The following is a 19,440-nucleotide window of genomic DNA, read 5'->3' on the forward strand; positions in this document are numbered from 1 at the left end:
CTGTTGCAGAGACTTGAGGTAAGGTCGAGTTCCTTCGCGCCCCCTCTGTCCTGCCGGACATCTCCCCCACAAGGGGGGAGATTGGCGGTTTCTGCACCGCGCCAATTCTACAACGCCGGAGATTGGCGAAAGCCGTGACGACAGCAATCTCCCCACCCGTGGGGGAGATGTCCGGCAGGACAGAGGGGGGCGCGACAGAACGCTGCTCAGGCTACCCTAAACCCTCACAAACCCCTCGCTCGCCCTGAGCAAATTGCGCGTGTAATCCTTGGTCACGCGGTGGCCGATCAACTGGCTTGCGGTGAGATTTTCCACCGCCTCGCCGTTCTGCATCACCATGAGCCGCTCGCACATATGGGTGACGATGGCGAGGTCGTGGCTGACCATCAGGAAGGTCAGCTTGCGCCGCCTGCGGATTTCCTCCAGCAGGTTGAGCACTTCTGCCTGCACGGAAGCGTCGAGCGCCGAAGTCGGTTCGTCGAGCAAAAGGATCGACGGCTCGAGGATCAAGGCGCGGGCGATCGCCACCCGCTGGCGCTGCCCGCCCGACAATTGATGCGAATAGCGGAAGCGGAAGCCATTGCCGAGACCGACCTCGTCCAGCGCCTGCTGGATGCGCTTTTCGCCGTCGGCAAAGCCGTGAATGGCGAGCGGCTCCTGCAGCAGCCGGTCGACGGTCTGGCGCGGATGCAGCGAGCCGTAGGGGTCCTGGAAGACCATCTGCACTTCGCGGTAAAAGGCCTTGTCGCGGCGCACGCCAAGCTTCTTACCGTTGACGGTGATGCCGCCTGAAGCGACCGGAGCGAGGCCGGCGATGGCTCGCAGCAACGTCGACTTGCCGGAGCCCGATTCGCCAACCAGGCCGAAGGACTCGCCCGGCTGCACTTCGAGACTGACGCCCTTCAGCGCGCGAAAACGGTCGAAGATCACTTCCAGCCTGTCGACGGAAAGGGCCGCGCTCATGCCGCCCACTCCGGCTTGCGGTCGAGCACCGGCAGGGGGTGGCGTTCGAAGCCTATCCTGGGCATGCAGTTGAGCAGACCGCGCGTATAGGGATGCTGGGCGTCGCGGAGCTCCGACGCCTTCAGCTGCTCGACCACTTTGCCGGCATACATGACGATGACCCGGTCGCAGAAGGACGAGACCAGGCGCAGATCGTGCGAGATGAAGATCAACCCCATGCCACGGTCGCTGACCAGGCGGTCGAGAATGCCCAGCACGTCGAGCTGCACGGTGACGTCGAGCGCCGAGGTCGGCTCGTCGGCAATCATCATTTCCGGTCCGGCGATCAGCATCATGGCGATCATGGCGCGCTGTCCCATGCCGCCGGACACTTCATGTGGATGCAGGTCGAAGACACGGGCCGGGTCGCGGATCTGCACCGCTTCCAGCATGGCGAGCGCGCGGTCGCGGGCCTCCGCCTTGCCGACCTTCTCATGTGTGCGCAGCGTCTCGACGATCTGGCGGCCGATGCTCATCACCGGGTCGAGCGAATATTTCGGATCCTGCAGGATCATGGCGATGCGTTTTCCCCGCATCGCCCTTCGTTCGCGCGGCGAGACGCTGAGCAGGTCGATGCCGTCAAAAGCAAGCTTGTTGGCCGATATGCGGGCCTGCGGCGGGGTCAGGCCCATGATGGCGCGGCCGGTTTGCGACTTGCCCGAGCCGCTCTCACCGACGATGCCCAGCCGTTCGCGGCCAAGCGAGAAGGAGACGCCACGCACCGCTTCGATCAGGCCGGTGCGGGTCGGGAAGGTGACGCGCAGGTCGTCGACCTCAAGAAGCGCACGGTCGCCGTTCATTGCTCGCCACTCCGGGGATCGAGCGCGTCGCGCAGGCCGTCGCCGAGCAGGTTGAAACCGAGGCTGACGATAAGGATGGCGAAGCCGGGCGCGCCGGCCACCCACCATTGGTCGAGCACGAACCGGCGGCCTGAGGCGATCATCGCGCCCCATTCGGGCAGCGGCGGCTGCGCGCCGAGGCCAAGGAAGCCGAGACCGGCTGCGGTCAGGATGATGCCGGCCATGTCGAGCGTCACCCTGATGATCAGCGAGGAGATGCAGAGCGGCATGATGTGGCGCAGCACGATGCGGAACGGTGACGCGCCCATCAACTGCACCGCCTTGATGTAATCGGAGTTGCGCACGGTCAGTGTTTCGGCGCGCGCAATGCGGGCATAAGGCGGCCATGAGGTGATGGCGATAGCGAGCACGGCGTTCTCGATGCCGGGGCCAAGGGCAGCGACGAAGGCCAACGCCAGGATCAGCTTTGGGAAAGCAAGGAAGATGTCGGTGATGCGCATTAGGATCGCATCGGTCCAGCCGCCTGCATAGCCGGCTACAGTGCCGACCAGCAGGCCGATCGGGGCGGCGATGACAGCGACAAGGATGACCACATAGAGCGTCCATCGCGAGCCGAAGATGATGCGCGAGAGGATGTCGCGGCCAAGGTCGTCGGTGCCGAACCAGTGCGCGGCGCTCGGCGCCAGCAGCCGCGCGTTCTTCAGGTCGCCGAATGTCGGGGAGTAGGGCGCCAGCACATCGGCAAGGCCGGCAACCACCAGCAAGGCGATGATGATGAGCAGGCCGAGAAACGCCAGCCGGTTGGCGGAGAAGCGCCGCCACGCCACGTAGGCGCGGCCGAGCCTGGCCTGCATGCGCGAGGCCGGCCGCTCGCTGAGCAGCCAGTCGCGACGGCTCTGGATCACCTCCGCGCTCATCCTGCCTTGGTCCTCGGATCGAGCACGCGGTAGAGCAGATCGGAGAAAAGATTGATGGCGATGAACACCGAGCCGATGATGATGGTGCCGCCGAGCACCGCGTTCATGTCGGCGTTCTGCAGCGAATTGGTGATGTAGAGGCCGATGCCCGGCCACGAAAACACCGTCTCGGTCAGTACCGAGCCTTCGAGCAGCCCGGCATAGGAAAGCGCGATCACGGTGACCATCGGCACCGCGGCATTGCGCAACGCATGGCGCCAGATGATGCGGGTTTCCGACAGGCCCTTGGCGCGCGCCGCGACGATGTATTCCTGGGCAAGTTCGTTGAGCATGAACGAGCGCGTCATGCGGCTGATATAGGCGAGCGAGAAGTAGCCGAGCAGCCCTGCCGGCAGGATGATGTGGCGGAAGGCATCGTAAAAGACATCCCATTGCCGCTGCCACAGGGCATCCAGAAGATAGAAGCCGGTGATCGGCGTGAAGGTATATTCATAGACGACGTCAAGCCGACCAGGAAAGGCGACCCATTTCAGCTTGGCGTAGAACAGCACCAGACCCAGCAGCCCGATCCAGAAGATCGGCACGGAATAGCCGATCAGGCCGACGATGCGCACGATCTGGTCGATGATGCTGCCGCGTCGCACCGCGGCCAGCACACCAAGCGGCACGCCGAGCAGCGAGCCGATCAAAGTGCCCAGCGTCGCCAGTTCGATCGTCGCCGGAAAGGTGCGGCGGATATCGGTCATGACCGGATTGGTGGTCAGCACCGAGGTGCCGAAATCGCCGTTCAGGGCGCTTTTCACGTAGATGTAGAATTGCTCGACCAGCGGCAGGTCGAGACCCATCTCGCGGCGCGTGCGCTCGACGACGTTAGCCGGCGCCCGGTCGCCGAGCACCGCCAGCACCGGGTCGATCGGGATGACGCGGCCAATGAAGAAAGTCACCGCGAGAAGACCGAGATAGGTCGTTATCGCGATGAGCAGGAAGCGCCCGATCGATGATGCAATGGCAACAGCACGGGCGCTTGCGCGCCCGGCTGGGACCTCACTGTCAACCGCGCTCATGCGGCGCGTCCGAAAACGCTATTCCTTGGAAACCGGCCCGACGAAGTTCGAGTCGAAGCTCGGCCCGAGCGCGAAGCCCTTGAGGCTCTTGCGCAGGCCGGCCACTTCCAGCTGCTGGTGGATGATGATGAAGGGGCTGGTGTCGAGGATCTTCTTCTCGAGATCCTTGTACATATCGGCGCGCTTGCCGGCATCCTTTTCGAGCAAGGCGGCTTCCGTCTCCTTGGTCAGATCCGGAATGTCCCAGGCATTGCGCCAGGCCAGCGTATGCGACTTGCCGGCATCCGAATTGTCCGGATTCGAGGCGAAGGTCTGGGCATTCGAGTTCGGGTCGAAGTAATCCTGACCCCACTGGCCAATGTAGATGTCGTGGTTGCGGGCGCGGTATTTGGTCAGCGTCTGCTTGCCGTCGCCGGGGATGATCTCCAGCTTGATGCCGGCCTGTCCCAGCGTCTGCTGGATCGATTCCGCCATGCCGGTGGTCGGCTGGCCGGTGCGTACGTCCATGGTTACGCTGAAGCCGTCTGGCAGACCGGCCTTGGCGAGCAGGTCCTTGGCCTTGGCGACGTCGAGCTTGAACGGGTTTTCGTCCAGTTCGCCCAGCACGCCTTTCGGCAGGAAGGTCTGGTGGATCTCACCGATGCCCTTGAGGATGGTCGAGCTCAGCGCATCGTAGTCGACCAGATATTTGAAGGCCTGGCGAACCTCGGGCTTGGCGAGGTTCGGGTTCTTCTGGTTGAGACTGACGTAGTACACCGTGCCCTTCGGCGCGCTGGTGGTGGTGAGATCGGCGTTCTTGGCGATGGCGTCGAGGTCGTTCGGCTCGAGATTGCGGGCGACGTCGATGTCGCCGGCTTCGAGCGCCAGGCGCTGGCCCGAGCTTTCCTTCATGTTGCGATAGATGATGCGGGCGAGCTTGGCCTTTTCACCGTAGTAGTTGTCGTTGCGCTCGAGGACGACCGCTTCATTGGCACGCCATTCGCGCAGTATGAAGGTGCCGGAGCCCGCATAGCCGGTTTTCAGCCAGGCATTGCCGAAATCATTGTCCCATTTGTAGTCGGCGCTCGGCGTCACCGCCGCGACATGTTCCTTGACCAGCTTGGCATCGACGACCGAAGCGACAGTTGCCGACAGGCAGTTCAAGACGAAGCTCGGCGCATAGGCCTTGTCGACCGTGAACTGGGGGTCGCGTCATCGACTGCCTTGGCCTTTTCGGTGACGTTGTCGCCGCTGATGCCGAACTGGCCGATGATGAAGGCGGGGCTCTTGTCGAGCTTGACGGCGCGTTCGAACGAGTAGGCGACGTCGGCCGCGGTGATCTGATTGCCCGAGGCGAATTTCAGGCCCGGCTTGAGCTTGAAGGTGTAGGTCAGGCCATCATCGGAGACGGCCCAGCTTTCGGCGAGATCGCCCTTGACCTTGGACGTGTCGCTAAGGTCGAGGCGGACAAGAAGATCATAGGTGTTGCCGGTGACTTCGGCGGTCGAGAGCTCGAACGCCTCGCCCGGATCCATGGAGATGATGTCGTCGATCGCGAAACCTTCGACCAGCGTGTCGGCGGGAGTAACCGCGCCAGCCGGCGCACCGGCCAGCAGCAGCGCGGACATGGCTGCGCCCGCGAGCAGGACGCGCGAGCGCAGAGCAAACTTTTCCATCATCATCATTTTGACTGTTCCCTGTTTTGTTGGTTTGTTGACCTGAGTTCCCGGCTCAGGCTGCAGAATTAGTTCCGGGCCGCACGACGGCTCTCTGACCCCTTACCGTCGTGGTTTTTGTCCAATTGGTCAACACCATATCCGGCAGCTTTCAAGCCGGCAACGAGCATTTGCACGACAGCCTATTGGACCAGAATGGGCAGGGCCGCGTCGACGCATATGCCGGCTAATTGAAGCCGCCAATCGGGAAAAATCTGCTAAGTTTTATGGCTACTTCAGCGCCGCGACCAGATCGGCGTCGGGGAAACAGGTGGCGGCGCGGCCGTTCTTGGCCTGCCACTCACCGATCGAGCGGCGCGTCTTGAAACCGGGCAAGCCATCGGCACTGCCGACATCATAACCCTTGGCCTCCAGCGCCCGCTGCAAGCCAGCAATGTCGGAGCGGTAGAGGCCGCCGACGGCGCCCCAGCTGCCGGAAAAATCGCTGTCGCCATGGGCGATGCGGTCGGCGCCATGGCCGATGAACAGGGCGTAGAGGTCGCTGGTGTTGTATTGCTTCAGCACGTAGAAATTGGGCGTGGCGATGAAGGCCGGACCGCTGCGCCCGGCCGGCATCAACAGAAAGCCTTCGGCCTTCAATTCGCTGGCCGGAAACGGTTTTGCGCCGACGCGCTTGATGCCCATCGCCGCCCACTCGGAAATCTTCTTGCCTTGATCAGGGCCTTCAAGCGAACAAGAGACCGTTTCCGGCACGGTCACTTCAAAACCCCAGCCGCGGCCCTTCACCCAGCCATAGTGGACGAGGTAGTTGGCGATCGAGGCGAGCACGTCCGGCGTCGAATTCCAGATATCGACGCGGCCGTCGCCATCGAAATCGACGGCATGTTTCAGGAACGAGGTCGGCATGAATTGCGGCTGGCCGAGCGCGCCGGCCCAGGACGATTTCATCGCACCGACCGGGGCCAGCCCGCGCTCGACGATCTCGAGTGCGGCCAGCAGTTCGGTGCGAAAAAAGTCCTTCTTGGTCGACATGAAGGCCTTGGTGCCGAGCACCTCGAAGGCATCATAGGGCATTTTTGCGGCGCCAAATCCGGTCTCGCGGCCCCAGATCGCCAGCAGCACCTCACCCGGCACGCCATAACGGTTCTCGATAGCGGCCAGCGTCTTGGCATTGGCAGCCTCGCGCGTGCGGCCACCAGCGGTGACGGCGCGCACGGTCTTTTCGGCGAAATAGGCGCCGGGCGAACCGAACTCGGCCTGATGCTGCTTTTGCGGCGTTGTTGCTTTCTCGCCCGGCTTTACCAGGTCCGGCAATTTCAGGTTGGGCGTCACGCCATCGAAAGCGGCATCGAAGGTTTTTTTGGAGATGCCTTTCGTTTTGGCTTCTGGCCAGAGGTCGCTTTGCAACCAGGCGTGGAACTGGTCGTCGATTTTTGCGGCGGAGGCGGGGGCGGCCGAGACGGCCACCATCAAAGCGAGGCAGAAAAAGACAAGGGCCGATTTCATGGAAGCAGGCTTCATTCGCATTCCCTGCCCGCCAATTGCGTCAAAACGCCGTCCGCGAGCGCAATGCGGCGGCCAGCGTGCCCTCGTCGAGATAGTCGAGTTCGCCACCGACCGGCACGCCATGCGCCAGCCGGGTCACCTTGATCTCGAAACCGGACAGTTGGTCTGTCAGGTAATGCGCGGTGGTCTGGCCTTCGACGGTGGCGTTGACGGCGAGGATCACTTCCTTCACCTCGCCGCCGGCGACGCGGTCGACTAGCGAGCGGATGTTGAGCTGTTCGGGACCGATGCCGTCGAGCGGCGACAGCGTGCCGCCGAGCACGTGATAGCGCACATTCATGGCGGCCGCCCGCTCCAGCGCCCACAGGTCGGAGACGTCCTCGACGACGATGAGCGTGGCAGCATCGCGGCGCGGATCGGTGCAGATCATGCAAGGATCCGACGTATCGACATTGCCGCAGGTCGAACAGATGCGCACCTTATCGACCGCCTCGCTCATCGCAGCGGCGAGCGGCGACAGCAGCTGCTCTTTCTTCTTGATGAGGTGGAGGGCTGCGCGCCTGGCAGAACGCGGACCGAGCCCCGGCACCTTGGCCAGGAGCTGGATCAGGCGTTCAATCTCGGGACCGGCGATTCGCTTGGACATCGCACCGGTTTAGGATTTTTTGACGCGCTTTGGAACGTATCAACGCGCAAAGGACGCGGCGATCGAACGCCGCCGCCTAGTTTGCCTGCAGCGAAAGGCTTTCGCCGGCGATCATGGCGCCGACGGCGTCGGTGTTCTCCGGCGTCGATTCAAATGCCATCGCTGCTTGCTGCGGCGCGGCCGGGAACGAGGTGATGACCTGGGGCTGCGCCGGTCCGCCGAAACGGGCGGCATCCGGCTCCTGCATGGGCTCCTGCATCGCCACCATTGTCGGCTTGGCGGTGGGCTTGACGAGGACCGGCTTGGCGGGGCTCACCCTTGCGGACTTTACCGGCTGCGCCACGCCGGCGGTCATATAGGTTGCCTTGGCGGCTGTCGCCTTGACAGGCTCTACCGGCTCAGCTGAGGCGACAAGCGTAACCGGCGCGGCAGGCACCGGCGCCTTTGGCTCGGCAGAGGCAACCATGATTGTCGGCTCGTCCGGCAGCGGCTGCCAGTTGCGGCCGCGCTTTTCGTAGAAGGCATTGCCGCCGGCAACCATGGTGTAGTGCATGTTCTTGTAAGGGAAGCGCAGGCCTGCGGTGTGGAAATACATCGTGTTCTTGAGCTTGGCCTTGCGCTCGCCCTTGAGCACCGCCTCGGCGGCTTCCTCGACATCCGGCATCGCCTTGGAGTTCATCGGCCGCGTCATCACGCCGGGGGCGAACTGGCCTGGCTCACCGACGACGTCGCAGATGGTGCTGCCATGCTGGCCCGAGCGCAACCGGTTCATGACGACGGTGCCGACGGCGATCATGCCGTCACGGCTCGAACGATTGGACTCGAAGAACATCGCCCGTTCCAGGCACTCCTTGTCCTTCGGCGTGTGACTGAAGGGGCGTGAGCTCAGGAAACTGGGCGTGATAGCATCCGTCAGGCTGGCGACCGATATGCCGTGCGAAGACGTGGTCTGGCTGCAACCCGCCAGGAACAGAGGGGAGAAGATAATGCCGAGTAAAAGCGGCGTCTTCCATCGCGTCGCGATCAACAAAAATGCCTCATTTCCAGATGCCAGCCCGCCCCGAGATGTGGCAAGAATGAGACTCTTAAAGGCAAAAAGATGGCTAAAGGATTAGCATTCGTGCAGCTTGGGTAAAACTTTATGAATGCTTGGAAACAACGCCGTGAACACTGCCGGGAAAACCGTTAACACTGGGGCCGACGGCAGATTTCCGTTCATAATCAATTAACTGGTAGCCACCGGCTTAAAACGGCAGTTTCATCCCCGGCGGTATCGGCAAGCCTGCCGTCAGCGCCTTGGTCTTCTCCTGCATGACCTGCTCGACCTTATTTTTGGCGTCATTGTGGGCCGCCAGAAGCAGGTCTTCGAGAATCTCGACCTCGTCTTCCCTAAACAGCGACGGATCGATCTTCAGTGACTTCATCTCGAACTTGCCGGTCAGTGTCACGACGACCAGGCCACCACCGGCCACACCGGTGGCCTCCAGCGTAGCGATCTCGTCCTGCATGGCCTGGAACTTGGCCTGCATTTCCTTCGCCTTGCCCATCAGGCCGAGAAGATCTTTCATGGTCAGGTCCTTTGCGGATTAGCGCCTGCTATCAGGTTTCGTCGTCGTCGGTCGGCGGCTCGACCGGCACTTCGGTCTTGTCCGTGTCGACTTCCGGCGCGTCGGGAATGCGCACGTCGATGATCTTGGCGCCGGGAAAGCGGGCCAGGATGGCAGCGACGGTCGGGTCGCTCTTGGCATCGAGGAAAGCGTTCTCGCGCTTGGTCGATTCCATCTCGGCCAGCGTCTGGCCGCCGGCTTCCTTCGACAGCGACACCAGCCAGCTGCGCCCGGTCCAGGCGCGCAGCTTGGTGGTCAGATCGTTGAGCAGCATTTTCGGCGCATCGTCGGTCAGGCTGAGGTCGATGCGGCCGGGCTCGATGCGCACCAGGCGCATGCAGCGCTTGACCAGCACCTTGAAGGCGATGTCGCGCTGGGCGTCGGCAAGGGCGGCGATGTCGGCCAGCGATTTCAGCGACACCGGCGGCACTTCCGCGACAGGCTCGGGCGGTGCAACAAAGGCGGCAGGCATCGGCTCGGTCTCGACCAATCGCATGGTCTGCGCGCCACCGCTGGGCGTCGGCATCCGGGTCTGCGCCACAGCGCTGGCGCCGCCGCCATTGCCGGGGCTTGCCGGTGCGCCGTTCGAGCGCGGCGCGCTATTTTGAGCCGGCGCCGTGCCCTCCAGCGATCTCAAGGCCTCGTCCAGCGTCGGCAGGTCGGCGGCATGCGCCAACCGGATCAGCACCATCTCGCCAGCGCTGACCGGCCGGTTGGACGACTGCACCTCGGGAATGCCTTTCAACAGCATCTGCCACGTCCTGGACAGTACCCGGACCGAGAGCGCCTTGGCAAAATCGGCGCCACGCGCACGCTCGTCCTCGGACAGCGAGGCGTCATCGAGCGCCGTCGGCACGAAACGCAGCCGGGTGACGAGATGGTTGAATTCGGCAAGGTCTGTCAGCACCGCGGCCGGATCGGCGCCGGTGTCGTATTGATTGCGGAATTCGGCCAAGGCGGCGGCCACGTCGCCCTTCATCACATGTTCGAACAGGTCGACGATGCGGGCGCGGTCGGCCAGGCCCAGCATGGCACGCACCGCTTCGGCGGTGACCGCGCCGCCGCCATGGGCGATCGCCTGGTCAAGGATGGACAGCGAATCGCGGGCCGAGCCTTCGGCGGCCCGCGCAATCATCGCCAGCGCATCGTCGTCGACGGCAATGCCTTCCTTGGCCGAAATCGAGGCGAGATGCGCGACCAGCGCGCCGGCATCGATGCGCCGGAGATCGAAGCGCTGGCAGCGCGACAGGACGGTGATCGGCACCTTGCGGATTTCGGTGGTGGCAAAGATGAATTTGACGTGTGGCGGCGGCTCTTCCAGCGTTTTCAACAGGCCGTTGAAGGCCTGGGTGGAAAGCATGTGCACTTCGTCGATGATGTAGACCTTGTAGCGCGCCGACACCGGGGCGTAGCGCACGCGCTCGATAATGTCGCGGATGTCGTCGATGCCGGTGTGCGACGCCGCGTCCATCTCGATGACGTCGACATGGCGGCCTTCCATAATCGCCTGGCAATGCTCACCCAGCACGGCAAGGTCGATCGAAGGCTGATCGACAGTTGATGTCTTGTAGTTGAGCGCCCGCGCCAGAATGCGCGCCGTCGTCGTCTTGCCGACCCCGCGCACGCCGGTCAGCATCCAGGCCTGGGCGATGCGGCCGGTGGCAAAGGCATTGGTCAGCGTGCGGACCATCGGCTCCTGGCCGATCAGTTCGGAGAAATTCGAGGGACGGTATTTGCGCGCCAGAACGCGATAGGCGCCGGCCTTTTCCGTCCCCGAATTTCCGGCTTCGCTCATTCGCCCGTAAAGCTCCAAAAGGCCGCGTCCGAGGGTGGCCGATTCCTGCTAATAGTCTCGCCCGCGCTGCAATGCGTCGTCAATGTCGCGAGAGGGGCCGATGAGGTGGGAGGCTGGAACAATGACCCGTTCCGGGCTCGTTAGGGCTGCTTCCTTCCGGACCTGACCCGGTTGGCGAGTGGATCGTCCACCACCAACCTCCCGCTTTCCATATCGGCAATTGCGCGATGAAATGCAAGTGCGCATGAGAATCCGCAACGCAGGCCGGAGCCGGTCAAGGATTCGCTTGCAGCCCCCTTGCAGCCGCTCTAGCGTTCATAAGTTTGAAAAAAGCCGCAAAAGTGAGGGAAACACCAATGCTGCCGGGCCTCAAGGCCGGATTCACGCTCGACTCCAGGCTGGAGGCGGACAGCGAGCAACTGATGTGGCTCGGGCTGTGCGAATTGCGCGTGATGAACGACCGCCGCTGGCCGTGGCTGCTTTTGGTGCCACAGCGGCCGGGCTCGGAGGAAATCCACGAACTGACGCCGCTCGACCAGGCGATGCTGACCTTCGAGACCAACATGGTGGCGCAGGCGCTGAAAAAGGTGACCGGCTGCACCAAGATCAACACCGGCGCGCTCGGCAATATCGTGCGCCAGCTGCATGTTCATGTCATCGCCCGCTCGGAAGGCGATCCCGGCTGGCCGGGGCCGGTGTGGGGGCACGGCATGCGTGAACCCTATCAGCGCTCCGACATCCGCAAGTTTGCGCAACAGATCAAGGCGGCGTTATAAGCCTGTCCGTGCCAATCCCAGCCTTCGAGTCCCCTGCATGACCTTCCGCCTGTTTGACGCGCCCTTGCGCGAGCCGAGCCAGTTCGTCGGCTTTGCCGGCAACACCATCGACCGGCAATCCGAAAACCGTGCCGACGATTCCGTCGAGAAGGCGCTGGCCGACCCTTCGGCAAGGCTTTTGCTGATGCATGGCGGCCGGCTTCACTTGAAGCTGAGGGATGGCAGCTTCGACCCGTGGTTCCATCTGGCCGAGAGCCAGCCGCTTACAGCCTCGCCCGAACAGGGCGTGCTGCTCGGCTTTTCCGAGAGCGGCCCGGTGTTGGCGGTGCCGGTCGCGATCGAGCCTGAGCAGCTTCCTGAAACCATCAAGGCCATCGACTATCGCTCGGTCTATATGCAAGGGCTGATCGACGAGACGGCTGCTGGTGCGCTGGCGCAAGGGGCGGCCTTGCTCGCCTGGCATGCCAGCCACCGCTTCTGCAGCAAATGCGGCACCCAGTCGGACATGCGGGCCGGCGGCTACAAGCGCCATTGCCCCAATTGCGGCACCGAGCATTTTCCGCGCACCGACCCGGTGGCGATCATGCTGACGGTAACCCCGGAAAAATGCCTGCTTGGCCGTGGCCGGCATTTTGGGCCGGGCATGTATTCCGCCCTTGCCGGCTTCATCGAGCCGGGCGAGACGATCGAGGCGGCGGTACGCCGCGAAACGCTGGAGGAAGCCGGCATCCGGCTTGGCCGCGTCGTCTACCACGCCAGCCAGCCCTGGCCGTTTCCCTACTCGCTGATGATCGGCTGCTTCGGCGAACCGCTCAACGACGACATCCAGGCCGACCTCAACGAACTCGAAGACTGCCGCTGGTTTTTCCGCGACGAGGTACGCCTGATGCTGGACAGGACGCACAAGGACAATCTGGTCACGCCGCCGAAAGGCGCGATCGCGCATCACCTGATCCGCGCCTGGGTCGACAGCGAAACAAGAGATGTCGCAGGAGTACGAACATGATCCGTCACACCGTCATCTTCACGCTGAAGCATCCGCCCCACTCGCTGGAGGAAAAAAGATTCCTCACCGACGCCAAGAGAATCCTCAGCGCGATCAAGGGCGTCACGCATTTCGAGCCGCTGCGGCAGGTCAGCCCCAAGAACGACTACCACTTCGGCTTCTCGATGGAGTTCGTCGATCAGGCCGCCTATACCAGGTACAATGACCATCCCGACCACGTCGCCTTCGTGCGCGACCGCTGGGTGCCGGAGGTCGAGAAGTTTCTCGAGATCGACTATGTGCCGCTGGGCCTGCTTGTCTAATCCGCGACTTTCCATTCCTCGCGCGAATTGGCGGCGGGGTAGACGCCCAGGATCCGCATTTCGCGGGAGAAGAAGCGCAGCTCCTCAAGCGCCAGTTTGACCAGCGGATCGTCGGGATGACCCTCGATATCGGCATAGAACAGCGTCGCCGTGAATGCGCCGAGCTGATAGCTCTCCAGCTTGGTCATGTTGATACCGTTGGTGGCAAAGCCGCCCATCGCCTTGTAGAGCGCGGCCGGTACGTTGCGGACGCGGAAGATGAAGGTCGTCATCATCTTGGTGTCGGGCGACGGACGCTCGGCCCATTGCTTGTTCTTGGTCAGCACGACGAAGCGGGTGACGTTAGAGTCGGTGTCCTCGACATTTTCCTCGATGATGTCGAGCCCATAGAGCGTCGCGGCCAGCGCCGGCGCCAGCGCCGCCATTGTGCGGTCCTTGACCTCGGCGACCAGCTTGGCCGCACCCGCCGTGTCGCCGGCGACGATCGCCTTCCAGCCGTTCTTGCGGATGTATTTGCGGCACTGGCCAAGCGCGTGGATGTGGCTGTGCACGGTCTTGATCTCTTCGCGCTTCACGCCCGGCAGCACCATCAGCTGGAAATGGATCGGCAGGAAATATTCGCCGACGATGTGCAGCTTCGATTCCGGCAGCAAATGGTGGATGTCGGCGACACGGCCCGCGATGGTGTTCTCGATCGGGATCATGGCCAGATCGGCCTTGCCGGTCTCGACCGCATTGAAGGCATCCTCGAAGGTCGGGCACGGCAACGGTTCCATCGACGGATAGACGTTGCGGGAGGCGGTGTCGGAATTGGCGCCCGGCTCGCCCTGGAAGGATATTCTGTTGGTCTTTTCAGGCATGACGCAAATATCTCAGGTTGAAAGGATCGATCTGGCGCGTTCGAGGTCTTCCGGCGTGTCGACGCCGAGCGGCAGCGACTGGACGATCTCGGCGTCGATGCGCATGCCGGCCTCCAGCGCCCGCAACTGCTCCAGCCGCTCGCGCCGCTCCAGCGGCGACGGTTTTAGCGCGACGAAGCGCTCGAGGGCTGTGCGGCGATAGGCATAGAGGCCGATGTGGTGATAGAGCGGCCCGTCGCCCCAGGGGGCGGTGGCACGGGTGAAATAGAGCGCCTTGAGCCGTGTCGCCGACAGCGGCGAGCCGACGATCTTGACGACGTTGGGGTTGGTCTTTTCCTCGTCGCGGACGATCTCGACGCCGAGCGTGGCGATATCCACCGCCGCATCCTCGAACGGCTTCAGCGACGCGCCGATGATTTCGGGGTCGATGGTCGGCAGGTCGCCCTGGACATTGACGATGGTTTCGACCTTGCGGCCGGGGTCGAGCGTGGTCAGCGCCTCGAAGATGCGGTCCGAGCCCGACTCGTGGTCGCTCCGCGTCATCACCGCCTCGAAGCCATGCGCGCGCACCGCTTCCGCCACGCTTTGCGTGTCGGTTGCCACCACCACCCGGCCAAGCCCGGCCTCGGCGGCGCGGCGGGCGACATGGACGATCATCGGCGCGCCGGCAATGTCGGCCAGGGGCTTGCCCGGCAGGCGAGTCGAGGCCATGCGGGCCGGTATGAGGATGAGCGTGGACATGAAGTCAGCAGGCGTTCGAAAAGAGGATGGGGAAAGTGGCAAAAGGTCTCACTGGAAGCGCCCTTATAGGTGTTGCAACGCCTGAGCAAAAGACCTAGTTTCCGCCCGATTTGACCGGCTCCGCGGGGTGGGTCGCGATACCGACGGACGCGTGGACGGAGAGGTCCGCCGGAAAAGGGAGCCTGGGGCGTATGGATTCCAACGAAGTCAACAAACTGCTCGCCGGATTGCTCGGAACCTGTTTCGTGGTCTTCTCGGTCGGTTTGGTGTCTGACGCACTGTTCGCCTCGCCGGCGCCGGAAAAACCCGGCTTCGCCATCGAGGCGGCCGAGCCTGCCGAAGGCGGCCCGGCGGCGCCTGCCGAAGCGGCCAAGCCGATCGCCGACCTTTTGGCCACTGCCAATGTCGAGCAAGGCGCTGCCGTCTTCAAGAAATGCCAGGCCTGCCATTCCGGCGAAAAGGGCGGCCCCAACAAGGTCGGTCCCGATCTGTGGGACCTGATCGACCGTCCGGTCGCCGCGCATGAGGGCTTTGCCTATTCGGCCGGCATGAAGGATTTTTCCAAGGGCGGCACCGAGAAGTGGACCTATGACAACATCAATCACTTCATCACCTCGCCGAAGAAGTTCGTAAAGGGCACGGCAATGGGCTTCGCCGGCTTGCCCAAGGACGAGGACCGCGCCAACGTCATCGCCTATCTGCGCACGCTTTCGGACAGCCCGAAGCCGCTGCCGGCGCCGGGTGCCGCTGCCGACGCAACGGCGCCGGCCAAGCCCGCCGAAGGTGCAGCGCCAGCCAAGCCGGCCGAGGCTGCGGCACCGGCAGCGCCGGCCAACTAACGAAATTGTAATAGACACTTCCTTGAAAAAGCCGGGTTCAACCCGGCTTTTTTGTTAGGAATGATGCATATGCGGCGACAAAGCCGGTCTGTCGCGGTTTTCACGGACGTCAAATCATCTAGACTGTCCGCGAACGCACCGCAGAGAGGAAACGCATGACGGTTGGCCGAGCGCTTTTCAGATCGATGCTGATCGTGGCGGCTTTGGCCGGCGGCCTGCAGGCAGCCTCCTCTGACGAATGGCGGACTTCCTCCTCGCTGATCGGCGAGTCCAAATACGGCGACGATTTCCAGCACTACGACTATGTCAATCCGGACGCGCCAAAGGGCGGCACGGTGAATTCGGTCGTGATCGGTACGTTCGACAGCTTTAACCCTTACATCGTGCAAGGATCCGCCGCTGCCGGTTTTGCCGCTTTCGGCGGCGGCCTGCTCTACGACACGCTGATGGAGCAGGCTACCGACGAGGGCAGCACCAGCCATCCGCTGGTCGCCGACGCCTACAAATACCCTGACGATTTTTCATCGGCCACCTACCGGCTTGATCCGCGGGCGAAGTGGCATGACGGCCAGCCGATCACCACCGACGACGTCATCTGGTCGTTCCAGGTGCTGAAGGCCAACAGCCCGATGTACAGCCGCTATTTCGAGAACGTCACCGATGCGGTCGCCGTGTCCGACCGCGAGGTGGAGTTCCACTTCAGCCAGAAGGGCAATCGGGAACTGCCGAAAATCCTCGGCGATCTCGTCGTGCTGCCGAAGCACTGGTGGGAAGGGACCGACGCCAACGGCAAAAAGCGCGACGTCACAAGGCCGACGCTGGAGCCGCCGTTGGGCTCGGCCGCCTACGAGATCGCCAGCTTCAAACCGGGTGCGGAAATCGTGTGGCAGCGCGTGCCCGATTATTGGGGGGCCAAGCTGCCGGTAAAGATCGGCCGCGAGAACTTCGATACGCAACGCCTCAGCTACTTCCTTGACGACAACGCGTCCTGGCAAGCCTTCACCAAGGGCGGCTTTCAGGATTACCGCGTCGAGTCACGCGCCCAGCGATGGGCGGTCGAGTACACGTTTCCGGCCATCAAGGCAGGCGACGTCATAAAGACGGAATACCCTACGACCTCGCCGCAACCGATGCAGGCCTATGTCATGAACGCGCGCCGCCCCCAGTTCCAGGACGTGCGCGTGCGCGAGGCTCTGACCTACGCCTATGATTTCGAGAGCATGAACCGCACCATCTTCTACGGCGCCTATACGCGCACGGACAGCTACTTTGAAGGTGGCGATCTGGCCTCAACCGGCCTGCCGCAAGGCAAGGAGTTGGAGATCCTGCAGCAATATCGAGACAGACTGCCGCCTGACCTGTTCACCCAGGAGTTCAAGCTGCCCCTCTACAACACGCCGCAATCGGGGCGTGAAAATCTGCGCAAGGCCTATGATCTTTTCAAGCAAGCGGGTTGGATCAATCAAGGCGGCAAGCTGGTCAATGAAAAGACCGGAGAACCGTTCAAGATCGAGTTTCTCGGCAACGACCCCGTGGATGAGCGCGTCGCCTCGCCTTTGATCGACAATCTGCGGCGCCTCGGCATCGATGCCACGCTGCGCATCGTCGATGACAGCCAATACACGAACCGAACCCGCGCTTTCGATTTCGACATGCTGGCGCTTTCGAGCATGCAGCAATCCAACTCGCCGGGCAACGAACAGCGGGATTTCTTCAGCTCCACCGCAGCCGACAGGTCCGGGTCGCGCAATCTCGCCGGCATCAAGAACCCGGTCGTCGATGCGCTGATCGACCGCGTCATCTTTGCCACCGACCGGGACGATCTGGTGGCGGCGACCCATGCGCTCGACCGGGTGCTGCTGTGGAATTACTACGTGATCCCGCAATGGCATCTGGGGAAAATTCGCATCGCCTACTGGAACAAGTTCGGCGTCCCGGCAAAGCAGCCAAGCTACGCGGGCGTGGACATTGATTCGTGGTGGATCGATCCGGACAAGGAAAAGGCGCTGGCCGCCAAATACAAGGGCAGCAATTGATGGCGGTGCTGCCCCGCCGCGACTTCCTGGCCTTGGGCGGCGCGGCCTTCGCCGCCGCATTGCTGCCTGGCCGGGCCTTTGCCGCCATCCCGACCGGCGTGAAACTGCATGGCCTGTCGGCCTTCGGCGACCTGAAGTACAAATCTGATTTCACGCATTTCGACTATGTGAACGTCGATGCGCCGCAGGGTGGCACCTTCAATTTCTCGCCGCCCAACTGGAACTACAATCAGAACACGGAGACCTTCAACACGCTGAATTCCTTCACGCCGAAGGGTGACGCGCCACCGCGCATGGCAATGTGCTTCGATTCGCTGATGGCAAGGGCGCTGGACGAACCGGATGCCGTCTACGGCCTGATTGCCGACGGTGTGACCATCTCGGACGACCGCAAGAGCTTCGAATTCTCGCTTCGGCCCGAAGCGCGCTTCCACGACGGCACGCCGCTGACCGCCGAGGACGCGGCCTTTACCTTCAAGCTGTTCAAGGACAAGGGTCATCCCGACCTGGCATTGTCGCTTACGCATCTCGAGGATGCGGTCGCTGTCGATCCGCGCACGCTCAGGCTGAGCTTTTCCGGCAAGCACTCCGTTCGCACCATCCTCAACGTCGCCGAATTCCCGATCCTGTCGAAGACCTTCTACAGCGCTAATCCCTTCGATTCCTCGCAACTGAACCCTCCGCTCGGCTGCGGCGCCTACAAGGTCGGGCGGTGGTCGGCGGGGTCGTGGATCGAATATGAGCGCGTCGCCGACTATTGGGGCAAGGATCTCCCGGTCAATCGCGGCCAGAACAATTTCGAGCGCATCCGCATCGAGTTCTACCAGGACCGCACCGCCGGTTTCGAAGCCTTCAAGAAGGGCGAAATCACCTACCGGGAGGAGTTCACCTCGCGGTTGTGGGCGACGGCCTATGACTTTCCGGCCTTCACCGCCGGCAAGGTGGTCAAGCACGAATTTCCCGCTGAAACAGTCCCTTCCATGCAGGCCACCGCCGTCAACCAGCGGCGCGAGCAGTTTCGGGACCCGCGTGTGCGGCAGGCGATCGCGCTCTGCTTCGACTTCGAATGGACGCGGCGCAACTTCTTCTACGGCTCCTACGAACGCTCGCAATCCTGCTTCGAGAAGTCGGACTATCGCGCCGAAGGACTGCCGTCGCCGGAAGAACTCGCTCTGCTGGAGCCGCTGCGTGACAAGCTGCCGCCGGAGACCTTCGGCGAGGCGGTGACGCAGCCTGCCTCGGACGGTTCAGGGCGAGACCGCAAGATGTTGGGGAAGGCTGCGAGACTTCTGGCCGAGGCAGGCTGGAAACGTTCCGGCGATTTTGCCGTCAACGACAAGGGCGGGCGGCTGTCAGCCGAATTCCTCGTCGACGACGACACTTTCGTGAAGGTCTATTCGCCGTGGATCGCCAATATGAGGGCGGTCGGCATAGACGCCACGATACGACTGGTCGATCCGGCGCAATACCAGCTCAGGCAGTCGACCTTCGATTTCGACCTGATCTCGGTCGCCTTCTCGTTTTCGGCGACACCGACCCGAGATGATCTCGAAATCTTCTTCCATTCGAGCACTGCGACCGTTTCCGGCTCTCGCAACCTGCCGGGCATTTCGAGCCCCGCCATCGACGCGCTCATCGACGCTGTCGGCGCCGCCAAAGATCGTGAAAGCTTGACGGTTGCGGTCCGGGCGCTCGACCGGGCCTTGCGTGCGCGACGCGATTGGATTCCTAGTTGGTTCCTGGCGAATCACCGAAGCGCCTATTGGGATATGTTCGGTTTCCCCGAACAAAAACCTGATTTCGGCTTTCCGGTCGAAGCGCTGTGGTGGTTGGACAAGGGCAAGGCGGCAAAGATTGGCAAAGGCTGAGATGTTCGCCCATCGAGGGC

Annotated in this window: 17 protein-coding genes, 1 other RNA gene and 1 pseudogene; 6 read left to right on the forward strand and 13 right to left on the reverse strand. The window is 62.8% G+C overall.

Annotated elements, in window-relative coordinates; all coding sequences use genetic code 11:
* Positions 1-216 precede the first annotated feature (216 nt).
* The 11 genes and pseudogenes from AC1DXU_RS21145 to ffs all read right to left on the reverse strand — a co-directional run bounded on the left by AC1DXU_RS21145 (position 217) and on the right by ffs (position 11,194).
* Positions 217-963, reverse strand: coding sequence for an ABC transporter ATP-binding protein (locus AC1DXU_RS21145; protein WP_477372113.1), 747 nt, complete (start codon positions 961-963; stop codon positions 217-219).
* Positions 960-1,802, reverse strand: a complete 843-nt coding sequence (locus tag AC1DXU_RS21150; RefSeq protein WP_477372115.1) for an ABC transporter ATP-binding protein — start codon at positions 1,800-1,802, stop codon at positions 960-962. Before AC1DXU_RS21150 ends, AC1DXU_RS21145 begins: the two co-directional genes overlap by 4 nt.
* Positions 1,799-2,719 carry a nickel transporter permease gene (gene nikC / locus AC1DXU_RS21155; protein ID WP_477372117.1) on the reverse strand — a complete coding sequence of 307 codons (921 nt, stop codon included), beginning with the start codon at positions 2,717-2,719 and terminating at the stop codon, positions 1,799-1,801. The genes AC1DXU_RS21150 and nikC overlap by 4 nt, the downstream gene beginning before the upstream one ends.
* Complete coding sequence (locus tag AC1DXU_RS21160; protein WP_477372119.1) at positions 2,716-3,783, reverse strand: ABC transporter permease; 1,068 nt, start codon at positions 3,781-3,783, stop codon at positions 2,716-2,718. Before AC1DXU_RS21160 ends, nikC begins: the two co-directional genes overlap by 4 nt.
* A gap of 18 nt (positions 3,784-3,801) precedes the next feature.
* A pseudogene (locus AC1DXU_RS21165) lies at positions 3,802-5,444 on the reverse strand (ABC transporter substrate-binding protein).
* 264 nt (positions 5,445-5,708) lie between these two features.
* Positions 5,709-6,944 (reverse strand): lytic murein transglycosylase, encoded by a 1,236-nt coding sequence (locus tag AC1DXU_RS21170; RefSeq protein WP_477372265.1) that lies wholly within the window; start codon positions 6,942-6,944, stop codon positions 5,709-5,711.
* 40 nt (positions 6,945-6,984) lie between these two features.
* The gene (recR, locus tag AC1DXU_RS21175) at positions 6,985-7,590 is read right to left on the reverse strand and encodes a recombination mediator RecR (protein ID WP_477241542.1); all 606 of its coding nucleotides are present in this window, start codon (positions 7,588-7,590) and stop codon (positions 6,985-6,987) included.
* A gap of 76 nt (positions 7,591-7,666) precedes the next feature.
* Entirely contained in the window at positions 7,667-8,617 is a 951-nt protein-coding gene (locus AC1DXU_RS21180) for a cell wall hydrolase (protein WP_477372121.1), read from the reverse strand.
* 217 nt (positions 8,618-8,834) lie between these two features.
* Entirely contained in the window at positions 8,835-9,158 is a 324-nt protein-coding gene (locus AC1DXU_RS21185; RefSeq protein ID WP_477372123.1) for a YbaB/EbfC family nucleoid-associated protein, read from the reverse strand.
* A gap of 31 nt (positions 9,159-9,189) precedes the next feature.
* The gene (locus tag AC1DXU_RS21190; protein WP_477372125.1) at positions 9,190-10,992 is read right to left on the reverse strand and encodes a DNA polymerase III subunit gamma/tau; all 1,803 of its coding nucleotides are present in this window, start codon (positions 10,990-10,992) and stop codon (positions 9,190-9,192) included.
* A 105-nt stretch (positions 10,993-11,097) separates the two neighbouring features.
* An RNA gene (gene ffs / locus AC1DXU_RS21195) (signal recognition particle sRNA small type) lies at positions 11,098-11,194 on the reverse strand.
* A 154-nt stretch (positions 11,195-11,348) separates the two neighbouring features.
* On the opposite strand from ffs, the gene AC1DXU_RS21200 reads away from it, so the two are divergent.
* Genes AC1DXU_RS21200 through AC1DXU_RS21210 form a run of 3 tightly spaced genes read left to right on the forward strand, consistent with a single transcriptional unit; the run spans position 11,349 to position 13,076 of the window.
* Complete coding sequence (locus tag AC1DXU_RS21200; RefSeq protein WP_477372126.1) at positions 11,349-11,768, forward strand: HIT family protein; 420 nt, start codon at positions 11,349-11,351, stop codon at positions 11,766-11,768.
* 37 nt (positions 11,769-11,805) lie between these two features.
* Positions 11,806-12,774, forward strand: a complete 969-nt coding sequence (gene nudC / locus AC1DXU_RS21205; RefSeq protein ID WP_477372128.1) for an NAD(+) diphosphatase — start codon at positions 11,806-11,808, stop codon at positions 12,772-12,774.
* The gene (locus AC1DXU_RS21210) at positions 12,771-13,076 is read left to right on the forward strand and encodes a Dabb family protein (RefSeq protein ID WP_477372130.1); all 306 of its coding nucleotides are present in this window, start codon (positions 12,771-12,773) and stop codon (positions 13,074-13,076) included. The genes nudC and AC1DXU_RS21210 overlap by 4 nt, the downstream gene beginning before the upstream one ends.
* On the opposite strand, the gene AC1DXU_RS21215 is transcribed toward AC1DXU_RS21210, so the two are convergent.
* Together AC1DXU_RS21215 and AC1DXU_RS21220 are read right to left on the reverse strand one after the other, a co-directional pair.
* Entirely contained in the window at positions 13,073-13,936 is an 864-nt protein-coding gene (locus AC1DXU_RS21215) for a prephenate dehydratase (protein WP_477372132.1), read from the reverse strand. The two genes, AC1DXU_RS21210 and AC1DXU_RS21215, sit on opposite strands and share 4 nt — an antisense overlap.
* Before the next feature lie 12 nt (positions 13,937-13,948).
* Positions 13,949-14,677 carry a 3-deoxy-manno-octulosonate cytidylyltransferase gene (locus AC1DXU_RS21220; protein WP_477372133.1) on the reverse strand — a complete coding sequence of 243 codons (729 nt, stop codon included), beginning with the start codon at positions 14,675-14,677 and terminating at the stop codon, positions 13,949-13,951.
* A 191-nt stretch (positions 14,678-14,868) separates the two neighbouring features.
* Here AC1DXU_RS21220 and AC1DXU_RS21225 point away from each other — a divergent pair, with 191 nt between their 5' ends.
* From AC1DXU_RS21225 to AC1DXU_RS21235, 3 genes are all read left to right on the forward strand, one after another.
* Positions 14,869-15,516, forward strand: coding sequence for a c-type cytochrome (locus AC1DXU_RS21225; protein ID WP_477372135.1), 648 nt, complete (start codon positions 14,869-14,871; stop codon positions 15,514-15,516).
* Between the two features lie 155 nt (positions 15,517-15,671).
* Positions 15,672-17,552 (forward strand): extracellular solute-binding protein, encoded by a 1,881-nt coding sequence (locus AC1DXU_RS21230; RefSeq protein WP_477372137.1) that lies wholly within the window; start codon positions 15,672-15,674, stop codon positions 17,550-17,552.
* Positions 17,552-19,420 carry an extracellular solute-binding protein gene (locus tag AC1DXU_RS21235; RefSeq protein ID WP_477372139.1) on the forward strand — a complete coding sequence of 623 codons (1,869 nt, stop codon included), beginning with the start codon at positions 17,552-17,554 and terminating at the stop codon, positions 19,418-19,420. Before AC1DXU_RS21230 ends, AC1DXU_RS21235 begins: the two co-directional genes overlap by 1 nt.
* Positions 19,421-19,440 lie beyond the last annotated feature (20 nt).

The organism is Mesorhizobium sp. P3_A10 (genome assembly GCF_056403175.1).

Bases quoted from the DNA above. Each gene is read 5' to 3' on its own strand.
- AC1DXU_RS21145 (WP_477372113.1), bottom strand. From the start codon at position 963: ATGAGCGCGGCCCTTTCCGTCGACAGGCTGGAAGTGATCTTCGACCGT.
- AC1DXU_RS21150 (WP_477372115.1), bottom strand. From the start codon at position 1,802: ATGAACGGCGACCGTGCGCTTCTTGAGGTCGACGACCTGCGCGTCACC.
- nikC (WP_477372117.1), bottom strand. From the start codon at position 2,719: ATGAGCGCGGAGGTGATCCAGAGCCGTCGCGACTGGCTGCTCAGCGAG.
- AC1DXU_RS21160 (WP_477372119.1), bottom strand. From the start codon at position 3,783: ATGAGCGCGGTTGACAGTGAGGTCCCAGCCGGGCGCGCAAGCGCCCGT.
- AC1DXU_RS21170 (WP_477372265.1), bottom strand. From the start codon at position 6,944: ATGAAATCGGCCCTTGTCTTTTTCTGCCTCGCTTTGATGGTGGCCGTC.
- recR (WP_477241542.1), bottom strand. From the start codon at position 7,590: ATGTCCAAGCGAATCGCCGGTCCCGAGATTGAACGCCTGATCCAGCTC.
- AC1DXU_RS21185 (WP_477372123.1), bottom strand. From the start codon at position 9,158: ATGAAAGATCTTCTCGGCCTGATGGGCAAGGCGAAGGAAATGCAGGCC.
- AC1DXU_RS21190 (WP_477372125.1), bottom strand. From the start codon at position 10,992: ATGAGCGAAGCCGGAAATTCGGGGACGGAAAAGGCCGGCGCCTATCGC.
- AC1DXU_RS21200 (WP_477372126.1), top strand. From the start codon at position 11,349: ATGCTGCCGGGCCTCAAGGCCGGATTCACGCTCGACTCCAGGCTGGAG.
- nudC (WP_477372128.1), top strand. From the start codon at position 11,806: ATGACCTTCCGCCTGTTTGACGCGCCCTTGCGCGAGCCGAGCCAGTTC.
- AC1DXU_RS21210 (WP_477372130.1), top strand. From the start codon at position 12,771: ATGATCCGTCACACCGTCATCTTCACGCTGAAGCATCCGCCCCACTCG.
- AC1DXU_RS21215 (WP_477372132.1), bottom strand. From the start codon at position 13,936: ATGCCTGAAAAGACCAACAGAATATCCTTCCAGGGCGAGCCGGGCGCC.
- AC1DXU_RS21220 (WP_477372133.1), bottom strand. From the start codon at position 14,677: ATGTCCACGCTCATCCTCATACCGGCCCGCATGGCCTCGACTCGCCTG.
- AC1DXU_RS21225 (WP_477372135.1), top strand. From the start codon at position 14,869: ATGGATTCCAACGAAGTCAACAAACTGCTCGCCGGATTGCTCGGAACC.
- AC1DXU_RS21230 (WP_477372137.1), top strand. From the start codon at position 15,672: ATGACGGTTGGCCGAGCGCTTTTCAGATCGATGCTGATCGTGGCGGCT.
- AC1DXU_RS21235 (WP_477372139.1), top strand. From the start codon at position 17,552: ATGGCGGTGCTGCCCCGCCGCGACTTCCTGGCCTTGGGCGGCGCGGCC.